The sequence below is a fragment of the Rhodococcus sp. NBC_00297 genome (genome assembly GCF_036173065.1).
Classification (GTDB): domain Bacteria; phylum Actinomycetota; class Actinomycetes; order Mycobacteriales; family Mycobacteriaceae; genus Rhodococcoides.
In genome coordinates this window covers 1,846,105-1,860,520 of the sequence record NZ_CP108041.1, presented here as the reverse complement: position 1 = coordinate 1,860,520, position 14,416 = coordinate 1,846,105, and the positions used below count along the sequence as shown (strand labels likewise).

Below are 14,416 nucleotides of genomic sequence, written 5' to 3'. Positions count from 1 at the left end.
TCGAAAACTGCACGAAGCTTGAATTGGTGGACATTATCCGACGCGGTGCCTGTACAGCGTAAAGCTCTTCGGGTGTTCCCCTCGGACGGTGCCCGGTCTACCGTGATTCGCATGTGCCGAAACATCACCGAACTGCGCGGCCTCGAGCCTGCGGCGACGGACGAGGAGATCGAGGCGGCCGCGCGTCAGTACGTGCGCAAGGTCAGCGGACTCCGCACACTGTCGGACGCGAACCGGGACGCCTTCGAGACCGCCGTGGCCGAGGTCACCGCGTCGACCACCCGGTTGCTGAGCGTGCTCCCGCCCCGCAAGCAGCCGCCACAGACGGTGCCTCCGCTACGCCGCCTGGCGCACGCGCACCCTCACTGACCCAGGGGATCGTGCTGGACGTTCTGCATCGGCGTCCCCACCTTGCGCAGTGCGTACAGAGTGGTGCGCACCATCGACGGTGACCCACACACCTGGATCTGCCGATCGGCCCACGATCCGAACCGCGTGACCACCTGCCCGAGCTTGCCCACCATGGTGTGGTTCATGCCCGGTGGGAACTCGCGTGCCGGACCGGGCCGCCACCACGGCTCCTCGGGCTGCTCCACGACCGGCACGATGGTGAGCCACGGGTTGGTGCGTGCCAGGTTCCACAGCGTGTCCAGGTCGTAGAGGTCGCTCGGATACTCGCCGCCCACGAACAGATGCACCCGCGGATTACGGCTCCGCATCGCCATGTCCATCAGCTGCGCACGCAGGGGGGCGATGCCGGTGCCACCCGCGATCATGAGCACGTCCTCGCTGCCCGGCGACGTGTCCACGCTGAGTCCGCCCAGCGGCGGCCCGAGCAGCCAGCGGTCGCCCACCGTGGTCTCCGAGACGATGGCCGGACTCACCCAGCCGGCCGACACTCGCCGGACGTGGAACTCGATGCCGCGGTAGTCGTTGGGTGCGATCGCGGGGGAGAGGTACCGCCACATCCGTGGACGCTGCGGGATCTGCACGCTGAGGTACTGGCCGGCGGCGAAGGGAATGTCGGCGTCCGTCTGCAGGCGCACGATCGCGAGGTCGTCGAGCACGCGATGGTGCTCGACCACCGTCGCTCCCCAGTACGGCGGCAGGTCCTCGGTGTCGGCCCCGACGGCCATCGAGTTGCAGATCATCGACACCACGCGGCGCCACGCCGCGTCGGTCTCGTCTGTCCAGACGTCCGGGTCCGCCGTGGTGCGGAACGCGTCGACCAGCGCGTTCTGGGCGGCGAGAAAGTGCGCGCCGGTCAGGCCGTGCTTGCGGTGGTCACGCCCGAGTTGATGCAGGAAGGGCAGGAAGTCGCGGTCGTCGAGGTGCCGGACGACGTGGTCGACGGCGCGCAGGAGGCGGTGCCGCTGCTGATCCATGGCGGCGGGGAAGAAGCCGCGGAAATCGGGGTACTCGGCGAACAGCCGAGCGTAGAAGGCGCCGGCCACGGTGTCCGCGCCGTCGTCGGACAGCGCGGAGGCAACTCCGGCGCGCACTCGCGCCAGGGCCTGCGGGTCCAGCAATGGGCACCTTCGATAGTCGTGGCGGGTGACGGGTTCGTGCGCGAGTGGTGTGTCCGAGAGTAGTGGTCGTGTCCGGTCACGGCCAGCGCGCTGGGCGGCGCCCTCCTGCGTGGTGCGGCGTCAACAAACTTGAGCGGAATAGACTCAAGTCGACTAAGGTTGTTCTCGTCGACACACCCGTTCGACCCGAAGGAAGGTGACCGGTGGACTCGTTCACTCCCACCACGAAGACCCAGGCAGCGTTGACCGCTGCACTGCAGTCGGCATCCGCAGCGGGCAACCCGGACATCCGGCCGGCTCACCTGCTCGTCGCACTGCTCGACCAGACGGACGGCATCGCCGCGCCATTGCTGAAGGCTGTCGGCGTCGACCCGAGCGCGATCCGCTCGCAGGTGCAGACACTGGTGGACCGCATGCCGTCGGCCACCGGCTCCACCACCCAGCCGCAGCTCGGACGTGACGCGCTGGGCGCGATCACCGCCGCTCAACAGCTGGCCACCGAACTCGACGACGAGTACGTCTCGACCGAGCACCTGGTGGTCGGACTCTCGACGGGCGATTCCGATGTCGCGACGCTGCTCCAGAGGAACGGGGCGACACCGGCGGCGCTGCGCGAGGCGTTCACCACCGTGCGTGGCAGTGCCCGCGTCACGAGCCCGGACCCGGAGGCCACGTACCAGGCTCTGGAGAAGTACTCGACCGACCTCACCGAGGCCGCACGCAGCGGCAAGCTCGATCCGGTCATCGGTCGCGACACCGAGATCCGTCGTGTGGTGCAGGTGCTCTCGCGCCGTACCAAGAACAACCCGGTGCTCATCGGTGAGCCCGGCGTCGGCAAGACCGCGATCGTCGAGGGCCTCGCGCAGCGCATCGTCGCCGGCGACGTCCCGGAGAGCCTGCGCGGCAAGACCGTCGTGTCGCTCGACCTGGGATCGATGGTCGCGGGCGCCAAGTACCGCGGTGAGTTCGAGGAGCGGCTCAAGGCCGTGCTCGACGACATCAAGAACTCGGCCGGCCAGGTCATCACGTTCATCGACGAGCTGCACACCATCGTCGGAGCGGGCGCGACGGGCGAGTCCGCCATGGACGCGGGCAACATGATCAAGCCGATGCTCGCGCGTGGTGAGCTGCGGTTGGTGGGCGCCACGACGCTCGACGAGTACCGCAAGTACATCGAGAAGGACGCCGCACTCGAGCGCCGGTTCCAGCAGGTGCTGGTCGGTGAGCCGTCCGTGGACGACGCGGTCGGCATCCTGCGCGGCCTCAAGGAGCGGTACGAGGTGCACCACGGTGTGCGCATCACAGACTCCGCCCTGGTCGCCGCCGCCACACTGTCGGATCGCTACATCACCTCACGGTTCCTGCCGGACAAGGCCATCGACCTCGTCGACGAGGCCGCGTCCCGCCTCCGCATGGAGATCGACTCGCGTCCGGTCGAGATCGACGAGATCGAGCGTGTCGTGCGCCGACTCGAGATCGAGGAGATGGCGCTGGCCAAGGAGACCGACGACGCGTCGAAGACCCGTCTCGAGAAGCTGCGCGGTGAGCTGGCGGACAGCAAGGAGAAGCTGGCCGAACTGAGCACGCGCTGGCAGAACGAGAAGAACGCCATCGATTCGGTGCGCGACCTCAAGGAGCAGCTCGAAGCGCTGCGCGGCGAGTCCGAGCGGGCCGAGCGCGACGGTGATCTGGGCAAGGCCGCGGAGCTGCGCTACGGACGCATCCCGTCGCTGGAGAAGGAGCTCGCGGAGAAGACCGCGGCCACCGTTCCCCAGGGTGACGTGATGTTGAAGGAGGAGGTCGGTCCGGACGACGTCGCCGACGTGGTCGCGGCGTGGACCGGTATCCCCGCGGGCCGGATGCTCGAGGGTGAGACGGCGAAGCTCCTCCGCATGGAGGACGAGCTGGGCAGGCGTGTCGTCGGTCAGGACGACGCGGTCCAGGCCGTGTCCGACGCGGTGCGCCGCGCTCGTGCCGGGGTGTCCGATCCGAACCGGCCCACCGGGTCGTTCCTGTTCCTGGGACCGACGGGCGTCGGCAAGACGGAGCTCGCGAAGTCGTTGGCGGACTTCCTGTTCGACGACGAGCGCGCCATGATCCGCATCGACATGAGCGAGTACAGCGAGAAGCACTCGGTGGCTCGGCTGGTCGGTGCCCCGCCCGGATACGTCGGGTACGAGGCCGGTGGTCAGCTGACCGAGTCCGTGCGTCGTCGGCCGTACACAGTGGTGCTGTTCGACGAGGTCGAGAAGGCGCACCCGGACGTGTTCGACATCCTGCTCGCCGTGCTCGACGAGGGCCGTCTGACCGACGGTCAGGGCCGAACGGTGGACTTCCGCAACACGATCCTGATCCTCACCTCGAATCTCGGTGCGGGTGGCGACAGGGACCATGTGATGGCGGCGGTGCGCAGCGCGTTCAAGCCGGAGTTCGTGAACCGGCTCGACGACGTGGTCGTCTTCGACGCCCTGAGCGAGGAGCAGCTGCAGTCCATCGTCGACATCCAGCTGCTGCAACTACAGCGCCGCCTGTCGGCTCGTCGACTCACGCTGGACGTCACGCCGTCGGCCCGGTTCTGGTTGGCCGTACGGGGTTACGACCCGCAGTACGGCGCCCGGCCGCTGCGTCGACTCATCCAGCAGGCCATCGGCGACCAGTTGGCCAAGCTGTTGCTGGCGGGCAAGGTCGTCGACGGTGACACGGTCACGGTGGACACGTCGGAGGACGGTGCGACGCTCGAGCTGAGCTGAGATCGACGCGTCAACCGTGCACGTGAACATCGATCGTCCACTCGGGCAACGGGTCCGGATAGCCCCTCCAGGCGTCCGGACCCGCTGTCACCTCCGCGTCTGTCAGCAGTGCGGTGTCGAGAAGGTCACGAACCATGTCCGGGCGTAGTCGTACTCCGATGACGACGATCTCCTGGCCGGCCGGAACGTCGATCTCCGACCACGGTTGCGCACCGTCGATGGTGAGGTTCGGGCCCGCTTGCGACCACACCGCCGCCCGGTCCGGTCGCGACGCGATCCAGCAGAAACCTTTGCTTCGCAACACATCGTGCAACCGGTCGAGTGTTCGGTTCAGGCGCGTGGGGTGGAACGGCCGGTCGGCGGTGTAGACGAAGCTCGAGATGCCGAACTCCTCGCTCTCCGGCACGTGGGTGCCGGAGAGCTCGTCGTCCCAGCCCGGGGCGAGTAGCGCGGCCTCGGGGTCGTAGAGACCGGTATCGAGGATTCGGGCGGGGTCGATGACCCCGTTGATCGTGCGCACGACCTCGGCGCGGGGATTGAGCCGTCGCACGGCGGCGTCGGTGGCTCCGGCGAGAGCGTCGGAGACGAGGTCCGTCTTGCTGATCAGCACGATGTCGGCGAACTCCACCTGGTCCACGAGGAGGTCCGAGATGGATCGCTCGTCACCCTCGGCGACATCGAGCTCACGGTCGTCGAGTGTGTCGCCGCGGGAGATCTCCGTGAGGAAGGTGGAGGCGTCCACGACCGTCACCATCGTGTCCAGGCGGGCCAGGGTGCCGAGGCTGACGGGCGCATCGCTCTGCGGCTCCAACCCTCGGGGCTCGAAGACCCAGTCGAACGACGCCGCGACGGGCATGGGCTCGGAGACACCTGTCGATTCGATCAGCAGGTAGTCGATGTCGCCTGCCGATGCCAGCGTGCCCACGGTCTCGATGAGGTCGTCGCGAAGCGTGCAGCAGATGCAGCCGTTGGTGAGTTCGACCAGCCGCTCCTCGGTGCGGACCAGCGTGGTCGACCCGGTGACCGACCCGTCGATGAGCCTCGCGTCGATGTTGATCTCGCTCATGTCGTTCACGATGACCGCGACCCTGAGACCCTGCCGGTTCGCGAGTACGTGTTCCAGGATGGTGGTCTTGCCGGCGCCGAGGAAGCCGGACAGGACGGTGACGGGGAGCAGAGGTGCCATGTCGTAATGATAATCATTGTCATCAGGAAGTCGGGTGGGGGGTGTCCCTCACGAGCAGTTCCGAGGCGGGTGCGGGGCGGCCGAGCAGGTATCCCTGCACCAGATCCGCTCCCACCTCGCGCGCCGTGGCGAGTTCCTCGGCGGTCTCCACGCCCTCGAAGATGCAGACGGCACCGATCTCCCGAGAGAACGTGACGATGCTGACGGCGGCGGCACGACGCATGGGGTCGGTGTCGATGCCGCGCACGATCGAGGCGTCGAGTTTGACCACGCCGGGACGTAGTTCCACCAGTTGGCGCAGACCCGAGTAGCCGGTTCCCACGTCGTCCACCGAGATGAGGACGCCCGCCGAGCGCAACATCTCGACGGCGACGCCCATCCCGTCGTAGTCGTCGATGCGGTCGTGTTCGGTCACCTCCACGATCCAGCGCCTGCCCCTGTCGCCGCGCCCGATCAGGTCCGCGGCGAGATCGCTGGACAGGATGGTGTCCGCCGAGGTGTTGACCGCCACGAAGGCGCCCGATGGCAGCACGCTGGACGCGGTGATCGCCGCGTGGATGGCACTGAGTTCGAGGTCCACGCGCAGGCCGACGGTCGACGCGTCGGTGAACCACGTCTGCGGTGAGCCGTACCCGTCGGGGAATCGCGACAATGCCTCGTAGCCGACGACGGCTCCCGTGTCGGTGGTGCAGACGGGCTGGAAGACGATGCTCGGGCCGCCCGACGCGATGAGCGCCGCGATGCGGTCGCGCAGGTCCGCCGACTCGGACGCCCGACTGGCGTGGCGACGCTGCATCGTCGCCTCCGCGCGCGTCATCAGGTGGTGCAGCGTGGTGCCCACGTCGGCATGCGGGTCGACGGTCTCCGCCACCGAGCCCGTCAGAACCGTGACCGGTGCGCTGCGCAGAGAGGTGCTCTCGAGTCCCGTGGCCAGATCCCGCATCGCGTGATCGGCGGAACCGTCCGGGCCGACGAGAAGCACACACAGGAACTGCGAGGTGCTCAACCGTGCCGCGACGGCGTCCGCCGGAGCTTCGGTGGTGAGCCGCTCGGCGATCTCCTCGAGCACCTCCCGGCCCGAGCCGCGGCCGAAACGCTGCTCGACGTCCGCGAAGTCGGCGATCTCGACGAAGACGCCGAGAGCGGTGCGGCGACTCTGCACGGACTGCGACTGCGACGTCACCCGGTTGTAGAGCCCGCGTCGTGTCAGCAACCCCGTGAGTGGATCGCGTTGCGAGGCCTCGACCTGTCGGCGGAGGTAGGAGACGTACATGCGGATGACGAAGGGCGTGGCGAACATGCTCATCAGCGCGAGCGTGCGTGACAGCACGAGCCAGATCTCCGTGCCCTGCTCGACCGAGACGGCGGCGAGCACGACGAGCAGGCCGCAGGAGAAGGCGACATGCAATGTGAGGGTGAGGGTGTCGGTGAACGCCGCTGCGAACAGGGAGACCAGCACCAGTACGGCGCATGCCGGCATCGACAGGAACGCGGAGTCGTACATCGTCACGACGGTGAGCACGCCCACGTCGGCGTAGACGACGTAGGCGGTCTCGAAGTGCCTCGGACGCGTGGTCGTGAACCAGGCGACCGCGACGGGAACGGTCGTGGCGGAGAACAGAAGTATCCACACCGCGCCGCCCGGTCGGAGGGCGTCGGAGGGCAGGAGCAGCAGGCCGGCGACGCCGACGAGCACCGTGATGCCCGCGATGACGGCGCGAGATCGTTCTGCTGGTCTCGGCGTCAACGCGAGAAACGACAGAACCGGATCAGGACTGATCCGCTGTGATCTCACGACGACTCGTTTCGACGGTCTGCGGCGCCGGAGTGCGCTGGGAATCAGCACACTCCGACGTCAGACTACCGGCGGCGAGTTCGTGCTGCGGCCAGAACCGAGTCGGCGGCGGGCTTCCACGGCATGCAGATCGCGACGGCCACGGCGCACGCCAGGCACGCGGACACCGTGACGTACGAGGCGAACTGGAATCCCTCGAGGCTTGCGGACTTCATCGCCAGAATCAGTTCCGCCTTCTGCTGTTCGAACAGCGACGGCGTGGGACGCTTCGCCATCTCGATCACCGCGATGACGGTTTCGGACGCGAAACCCTTCTCGCCGTCCGTCATCAGCGACGAGGGCACTGCGTCGAGCAAGGGGGTGACCCGCGCGGAGTAGACCGAGGCGACGATCGAACCCAGTACCGCCACACCGAGTGTGCCGCCGATCTCGCGTGTCGTGTCGTTGACCGCCGACCCGGCGCCTGCGCCGTCCAGGTCGACCGCGGACATGATGGAGTCGGTCGCGGGTCCCTGGACGACGGCCAGTCCCAGCCCCATGAGGACCATCGACAGCAATACCGGGCCGACGTAGGGCGTGTCCACGGTGGTCTGGCCGGCGATGGCCATCCCCGTGCTGACGATGAGCAGACCCAGCACGATGACGGCGGTGGCACCGAAGCGCTGAGCGATCAGCGTGGCGATCGGTGCGCCCACACCCACGGCCACCGCGAACGGCAGTGAGTGCAGGCCGAACTCGAGCGGTGAGTACTCGCGGACGCCCTGGAAGTACTGGGTGATCATGAACAGGAAGCCGAACATGGAGAAGTAGCCGACGGCGATCGACAGGGCCGGGAGCGAGAAGCGACGGTTCGCGAACAGAGTCAGATCGAGAACCGGAGCGGCTGTGCGCTTCTCCCACGCGAGGAAGCCGGCGATCGCCACGGCGGAGAGCGCGTAGCCGGCGAGGGAGGTGGCCGACAGCCATCCGCGATGCGGGGCCTCGATGATCGTCCACACCAGTGCCGTGATCGCCACCAAGGAGGACACGAGTCCGACGACGTCGAAGCGGCCGACGTGCTCGGCGCGCGACTCCGGGACCAGAACCCGAGCGGCGAGGGCCACGACGAGTGCCACGGGCACGTTGATCCAGAAGACCGAGTGCCACGAGAAGTGTTCCAGCAGATAGCCACCCGCGGTCGGACCGATCGCGATGGCGAAGCCGGCCATGGCCGTCCAGGCGGCGATGGCCAGTGCCTTCTCGCGGGGGTCGGTGAAGATGGTGATGATCATGGCCAGCGTCGCCGGGAACACTGCCGCCGCGAAGACGCCCATGACGGCGCGTGCCGCGATGACCTGGTCGAGGTCACTCGACAGCGCCCCCACCACAGACAGCGCCGCCACCCCGAGCAGGCCGATGATCATGACGCGGCAGCGTCCGTACCGATCGCCGAAGTGCCCGAGCGCCAACAGGAAGCCGGCGAACGTCAGTGTGTAGGCGTCGACCACCCACTGCAGGCCGGACATCGAGGTCTGGAGCTCGACGCCGATGGACGGCAGCGCGACGTTGACGATGGTGTTGTCGAGGACCACCAGCAACTCGGCCGCGCAGATGACGAGGAGCGCCAGCGCGCGGCCTCGCCCTGACAGCGAGGTGGTGGGTGGTGCCTGATGCAGTGCCATGGAACCCCGCTCCGTCGGTTCTATGCGATAACGCATAGAAGGTGGACAGAAGGTAACTGTGTCGCTGCGTCACGGTCAATCGAGTGTGGTGGCCGTCACGCTCGGGTCAGTCGACGGGGGCGACCCGGACGAGGTTGCCGTCCGGGTCGGCGACCACGAACGTCCGACCGAACACGTCGTCGTGGGGCGATTCGACGACGACGAGTCCGGCCGTCGTGGACCAGTCCCGGAACACGTCGTCGATCCTCGACGCCGGGCCGGGCAGCATCACCCCGATCTCGGACGTCCGCGGAGTGGCCGAGTGCGCATGGTCGGGGCGCCCGCTCCACAGAGCGAACGTGACGGTTCCGCCCGCGTCGAAGGCGACGTAGCGGGGGCTGCGGAAGGTCGCCTCGATGTCGAACAGCCGACTGTAGAAGTCGGTCGCGCGGTCGATGTCGGTGACGTAGACGAGAAACAGATTGGGTGCGGGCACGAGGACGCTCCTGTGTGAGTGAGGTGGATGACGGACTCCATGAAGCGCGCCATACCTGCCAGAAGCCGTCACCTATTCGGCGCACAATTCCTGTCATGACGTCCTCCCGACTTCTCGCCCTTCTACTGCTGCTGCAGACCCGGCACCGCATCACCACGGGTGAACTCGCGGAACGTCTCGAGGTGAGTCGGCGCACAGTGCTGCGCGATGTCGATGCCCTGTCGGCCGCCGGGGTGCCGGTGTACGCCGAGCGAGGACGGCACGGCGGGATCGTGCTGTTGCCGGGGGCACGACTCAATGCGTCGTACCTCGAGCCGGCAGAGATGGACGCGGTGACGCTCGCCGGTCTCGACGAGGAGCAGCGTGAGCGACTCGGTGTGACCGGGACGCACGACATGGCGATGCGCAAGATCGCGGCGCGTCGAGCAGGCGTCGAGGCGGCGAGCCGCAGTCTCGCGGAGCTGGTCGTCGTCGACAACACGAGCTGGTTCGCACCCGGTCGTGACGTCGTGAACGTCGGGGATCTGGCACTCGACCTTCGTTCCGACCGCCGACTCCTCCTGCGCTACAGGCGAAGCGGAGCGCTCGAGGCAGAAGCGGTGGTGGTCGATCCGTACGGTCTCGCCGCGAAGGCCGGACGGTGGTATCTGGTCGCCGACGTCGGTGGGCGCGGACGGCTGTTCGCACTGGCGCGGTTGGACGGGTACGAGGTCACGGGCGAGTCGAGTCACCATCGTTCCGTCGGCCTGCGCGGTGTGTGGTCCGAGCTGTCCGCGGCGGTGGAGGCGCCCGGCGACGTGATCGTCACGGCTCGTCTCCGTTCGAACAGAACAGATCTCGCCCACCGTGTGCTCGGATCGCGCATCACCGCGAGCGAGCCCGCCGGAGACGGCTGGACGCAGATGTCGATCAGATACTCGACCATCGAGGGGGTACGGCAACTGCTGCAGTTCGCCGATCACCTCGAGGTGGTGGAGCCGCACGAGGCGCGGACACGCGTCGCGGAACTGGCGGCAGACCTTGCTCGTCGACATTTCTGACGGTGTCGGTGGCTCCTGTTATCTTCGCACACATGTTCGAGTCGGGGTGGGCGCAGCAGGATCCGGAGGCCATGGGCCTTCCGGTGGCGCTGACCGATGCGTCGATCGAGGAGGCTCTGGACACCGTCGTTCACGCGACCGCCGGCCTCGGCTTCCTGGAGTGGACTCGCTACCGGGCGGCCGCGCACCTCCACGCCCTGATCGTCGCGCCGGTCGAGGCCTCGGACCGCCGACGCCTGGACGCGGCGACGCAGTGCGCCGCCCGCATCGCCACCGTGCTGTCCGTCAGTCAGGGTGCCGCCGACGGCATTCTCTTTCGCGCCCTCGTGTTGCGCGATCGCCTGCCGCGTGTCGCAGAGTGTCTGCGGGACGGGCTGCTCGCGCCGAAACACCTGCACACCATCGTCACACGTACCGATCTGGTCGACGGCCGCGACTACGCCGACGAGGTCGACGCCGAGATCGCTGCCGCCCTTCGGCGTCGCCGTTCGTGGTCCGACACCCGGCTTCGGGACATGGTCGACTGCGTCGTTCATCGTCATGATCCTGATGCGGTGCGCGAGAGGCGCATCAAGGCCAAGGAGAATCGCTCCTTCTGGGTCGATAACGCTCCCGACGGCATGGCGGCCGTCGGTGCCACCCTGGCGGCCGAGGACGCGCTGCTCGTCGCAACCCGTGTCGAGGCTCTTGCTGCGAACGTCTGCTCACGCGATCCGCGCAGCCGCAACGCTCGCGCGTCCGACGCACTGTTCGCGCTCGTCACCGGCACCGGATTCGGTTGTCAGTGCGGCGATCCCACGTGCACACACACGGAGACCGACCCCGACTCGATCAGCGCGACCACCGTCGTCGTGCACGTGGTCGGTGACGCGGCCACCCTGGATGCGGCCACCCCAGCTGCATCGAGCCCGGAAGGTGCAGCCCCCGACACCTCCGGCCGCTCCGGCTTCCTGCACGGTCACGGTGTCATCTCGCCCGACCACCTGCGGGATCTGGCGAACCGTTCCGATGCCGTGCGTCGACGGATGGACGCGACGCCCGCAGCCCATCAGCCGGCCGACCCGTACCGGCCCAGCGCGGCACTCGAGACGTTCGTCCGTGCCCGCGACCAGTACTGCACGTGGCCTGGATGCAACAACCCGGCGGTGACGGCGGACCTCGACCACGTCACCGAGTACGACCACGACGACCCGGCCGCCGGTGGACAGACCACGGCGGTGAATCTCAACGGCAAGTGCCGCTTTCACCACACTCTGAAGACGTTCACCGACTTCCTCGACGATCAGTACCCCGATCCGGAGCTACCCGGCAGAGTCCTCTCGACCGTCACCACCCCGGAGGGTCGCACCGTTCCCGGTCCGGCTCACAACGGATACGACCTCCACCCGGAACTGGCCGACGTCACCTTCGACGACCCGGTGGTGCACCCGCCGCCCGGGACCGAGTCGCCACCGACGAGACGACGCACTCGCCTTGCGGCCGTTCATGCGCGGCGACGCGCCGAACGGGCACGCAACCGCCGAGCTCGAGAAGCCGCAGCGATCGACGACCCGCCACCTTTCTGAACGACGGTGGCGGGGCGATCAGACGCGCGCGGATTCGGCGGCGGTCACGCGTCGCTGACGCAGGACACCGGCCACGACGGTGACCGCTGCCAGCACCGCGGAGAAGCCGATGGCCGTCCGCTGCTCCGGCATGATCACCATCATGACGAGGACGACGACGATGAAGCCGATCGCCAGATACGTCAGCCACGGATACAGCCACATGCGCACTGGAGGTCGGCGACCCTCCCGGTCGAGCGTGCGCCGCAACACCAACTGGCTGGCCGCGATGGCGAGGTACACGAAGAGAGCCACGGCCCCGGTGGTCGCGAGCAGGTACCCGAACAGTTTCTCCGGCAGCGCGTAGTTGCCGACGACGGCCACGAATCCGAGTGCGGTGGAGGCCAGTACGGCGACGTAGGGCACGCCGCGGCTCGACACCTTGCGTACCGCCGCGGGGGCGTCGCCACGCTCGGACAGCGAGAACAACATGCGGCTCGCCGTGTACAGCGCGGGATTCAGGCACGAGGCGACGGCGGTGAGGATGACGACGTCCATGATGCGGTCCGCGTGCGGAATGTTCATCTGCCCCAACACGAACTGGTACGAGCCGGTCTCGGCGTCGAGCTCCGCGGCCGGCACCAGGGCGACGACGATGAAGATCGAGCCGAGGTAGAAGATCATGATGCGCCAGATCACCGAGTTGACCGCGCGGGTGATGCCCTTCTTCGGATCGGGCGACTCCGCGGCGGCGATGGTGACGATCTCGGTGCCCATGAACGAGAACATCGTTGTGAGCATGGCGGCGATGACCGCACCGAAACCGAAGGGCATGAACCCGCCGTCCGACCACAGGTGCGACACCCCGCTGACGTCGCTGCCCGGCAGCAGACCCAGGATCGCGAGCACGCCGAGCGCGATGAACCCGATGATCGCGACCACCTTGATGAGCGCGAACCAGAACTCGAACTCGCCGTAGTTGCCCACGCTCAGCAGGTTGGTGACGGTGAGGATCAGCGTGATGGCGAGCGCCCAGATCTACTGGTCACCGCCGATCCACGACGACATGATCAGCGCGCCGGCGGTGGCCTCGACCGGGATGACCAGCACCCAGAACCACCAGTAGAGCCACCCGACGGAAAACCCGGCCCAATGGCCGAGCGCGCGGGTCGCATACGTGGAGAACGACCCGGTGTCGGGGTTGGCGGTCGCCATCTCCCCGAGCATGCGCATCACCAGGACGACGAGGATGCCGGCGAACAGATACGACAACAGCACGGCGGGGCCGGCCAGGTTGATCGCGGTCGCGGATCCGACGAACAGTCCGGCGCCGATGACACCGGCGATCGAGATCATGGTGATGTGACGTGGTTTCAGGCTGGTTCCCAGAGCGCCGGGTTGTCCGGTCGCGCTGACTGGGTCCGCGTCCTTGTTGTCGATCGACATGTCAGTTCTCCTCGTGAGATGCGAACCTTCCGAGTCGATCACAACGGTCGGTTCGGTGCCCGGCGCACGGCACATCTCGTCCGATTTGCCCGGTCTTTTCGGGGACTATCCTGAGGTCATGACGACGCCGACCGGACCGCGCGACAACGACGACTCGGCTCGCGACCGCGACCAGCCGACGGAGTACCTCGGCACTCCCGGTCACACGTCGGATCCGGGCCAGGCCTACGGGCAGTCCGGTTACAACCCGACCGAGGCGCTCCCGGCAGGCGACTGGTACGCCCAGCAACCGCCGTACGAGCAGGGCTACCCCCAGCAGCAGCAGTATCCGACTCAGGGCTACCCGGCACAGCAGGGCTACCCGACGCAGGGCTATCCCCAGTACCAGCAGCCCCCGTACCAGCAGAACCAGTACGGCGAAGCGCCCTTCCTCGAGAACGGCGACAGCAAGCCCCCGCGCGGTCCGAAGACCGCACTCATCGTCGTGGCGGCGCTCGTCGTGATCGCACTCATCGGCACCGGGGCCTATCTGCTGTACGACTCGACGTCGTCCTCGCGCACCGCGGCGCCGGCCATCACGCCGCGCTCCGCCCCGCCCACGACCACGGCGCCGCCGTCGAGCGTCCCGCCGCTGGGCTCGCTGCCGGGTCTGGAGCAGATTCCCGGGGGAGTGGGGGAGGCGCTGGGGTCCCAGGGGGCCTCCGTGGGCACGATCATCTCGAACGACGGCACCACCATCGTCATGGACGGGATCGGCGGGTCCACCGTCACCGTGGTGACGAACGCGAACACGCAGATCCTCGCGCTCGGTGCCGCCACGGTGGCGGACCTCGCGCCCGGCACCTCGATCGTGGTGCAGGGCACCCCGCTGGCCGACGGGTCCATCACCGCCGAGGTCATCGTCAGCGCCGGTATCGGCTTCAACTGACGCCGGGGCGTCGACCGCCACCACCGAACGAGAGACACCCTCCCTCGCACACGCGGGGGAGG

Annotated in this window: 10 protein-coding genes and 1 pseudogene; 5 read left to right on the top strand and 6 right to left on the bottom strand. The window is 67.9% G+C overall.

All coding sequences use genetic code 11. The features are described from left to right. The first annotated feature begins 111 nt into the window (after nucleotides 1-111). Nucleotides 112-369, top strand: coding sequence for a DUF2277 domain-containing protein (locus OG947_RS08850; RefSeq protein ID WP_027506433.1), 258 nt, complete (start codon nucleotides 112-114; stop codon nucleotides 367-369). Here the strand turns inward: OG947_RS08850 and OG947_RS08845 are convergent. Then, on the bottom strand, nucleotides 363-1,526 hold the full coding sequence (locus tag OG947_RS08845; RefSeq protein WP_027506432.1) for a globin domain-containing protein: 1,164 nt from the start codon (nucleotides 1,524-1,526) through the stop codon (nucleotides 363-365). The genes OG947_RS08850 and OG947_RS08845 overlap by 7 nt on opposite strands. 206 nt (nucleotides 1,527-1,732) lie before the next feature. Here OG947_RS08845 and clpB point away from each other — a divergent pair, with 206 nt between their 5' ends. Next, nucleotides 1,733-4,279, top strand: coding sequence for an ATP-dependent chaperone ClpB (gene clpB, locus OG947_RS08840; RefSeq protein ID WP_328813717.1), 2,547 nt, complete (start codon nucleotides 1,733-1,735; stop codon nucleotides 4,277-4,279). Between the two features lie 10 nt (nucleotides 4,280-4,289). Here clpB and OG947_RS08835 read toward each other — a convergent pair whose 3' ends face one another. The 4 genes from OG947_RS08835 to OG947_RS08820 form a co-directional block, all read right to left on the bottom strand. Further along, nucleotides 4,290-5,465, bottom strand: coding sequence for a GTP-binding protein (locus OG947_RS08835; RefSeq protein ID WP_328813716.1), 1,176 nt, complete (start codon nucleotides 5,463-5,465; stop codon nucleotides 4,290-4,292). A gap of 22 nt (nucleotides 5,466-5,487) precedes the next feature. Beyond that, entirely contained in the window at nucleotides 5,488-7,260 is a 1,773-nt protein-coding gene (locus tag OG947_RS08830) for an EAL domain-containing protein (RefSeq protein WP_328813715.1), read from the bottom strand. 65 nt (nucleotides 7,261-7,325) lie between these two features. After that, on the bottom strand, nucleotides 7,326-8,921 hold the full coding sequence (locus OG947_RS08825) for an MFS transporter (protein WP_328813714.1): 1,596 nt from the start codon (nucleotides 8,919-8,921) through the stop codon (nucleotides 7,326-7,328). A gap of 106 nt (nucleotides 8,922-9,027) precedes the next feature. Beyond that, entirely contained in the window at nucleotides 9,028-9,396 is a 369-nt protein-coding gene (locus tag OG947_RS08820) for a VOC family protein (RefSeq protein WP_222633156.1), read from the bottom strand. Between the two features lie 95 nt (nucleotides 9,397-9,491). Between OG947_RS08820 and OG947_RS08815 the strand changes: the two genes are divergently transcribed. Together OG947_RS08815 and OG947_RS08810 are read left to right on the top strand one after the other, a co-directional pair. After that, nucleotides 9,492-10,436 carry a helix-turn-helix transcriptional regulator gene (locus OG947_RS08815; protein WP_328813713.1) on the top strand — a complete coding sequence of 315 codons (945 nt, stop codon included), beginning with the start codon at nucleotides 9,492-9,494 and terminating at the stop codon, nucleotides 10,434-10,436. A gap of 32 nt (nucleotides 10,437-10,468) precedes the next feature. After that, nucleotides 10,469-12,001, top strand: coding sequence for an HNH endonuclease signature motif containing protein (locus OG947_RS08810; protein ID WP_328813712.1), 1,533 nt, complete (start codon nucleotides 10,469-10,471; stop codon nucleotides 11,999-12,001). 18 nt (nucleotides 12,002-12,019) lie between these two features. On the opposite strand, the pseudogene OG947_RS08805 reads toward OG947_RS08810, so the two are convergent. Continuing rightward, nucleotides 12,020-13,426, bottom strand: a pseudogene (locus tag OG947_RS08805) (amino acid permease). Nucleotides 13,427-13,544: 118 nt separating this feature from the next. Between OG947_RS08805 and OG947_RS08800 the strand changes: the two are divergent. Next, complete coding sequence (locus tag OG947_RS08800) at nucleotides 13,545-14,354, top strand: hypothetical protein (protein WP_328813711.1); 810 nt, start codon at nucleotides 13,545-13,547, stop codon at nucleotides 14,352-14,354. Nucleotides 14,355-14,416 lie beyond the last annotated feature (62 nt).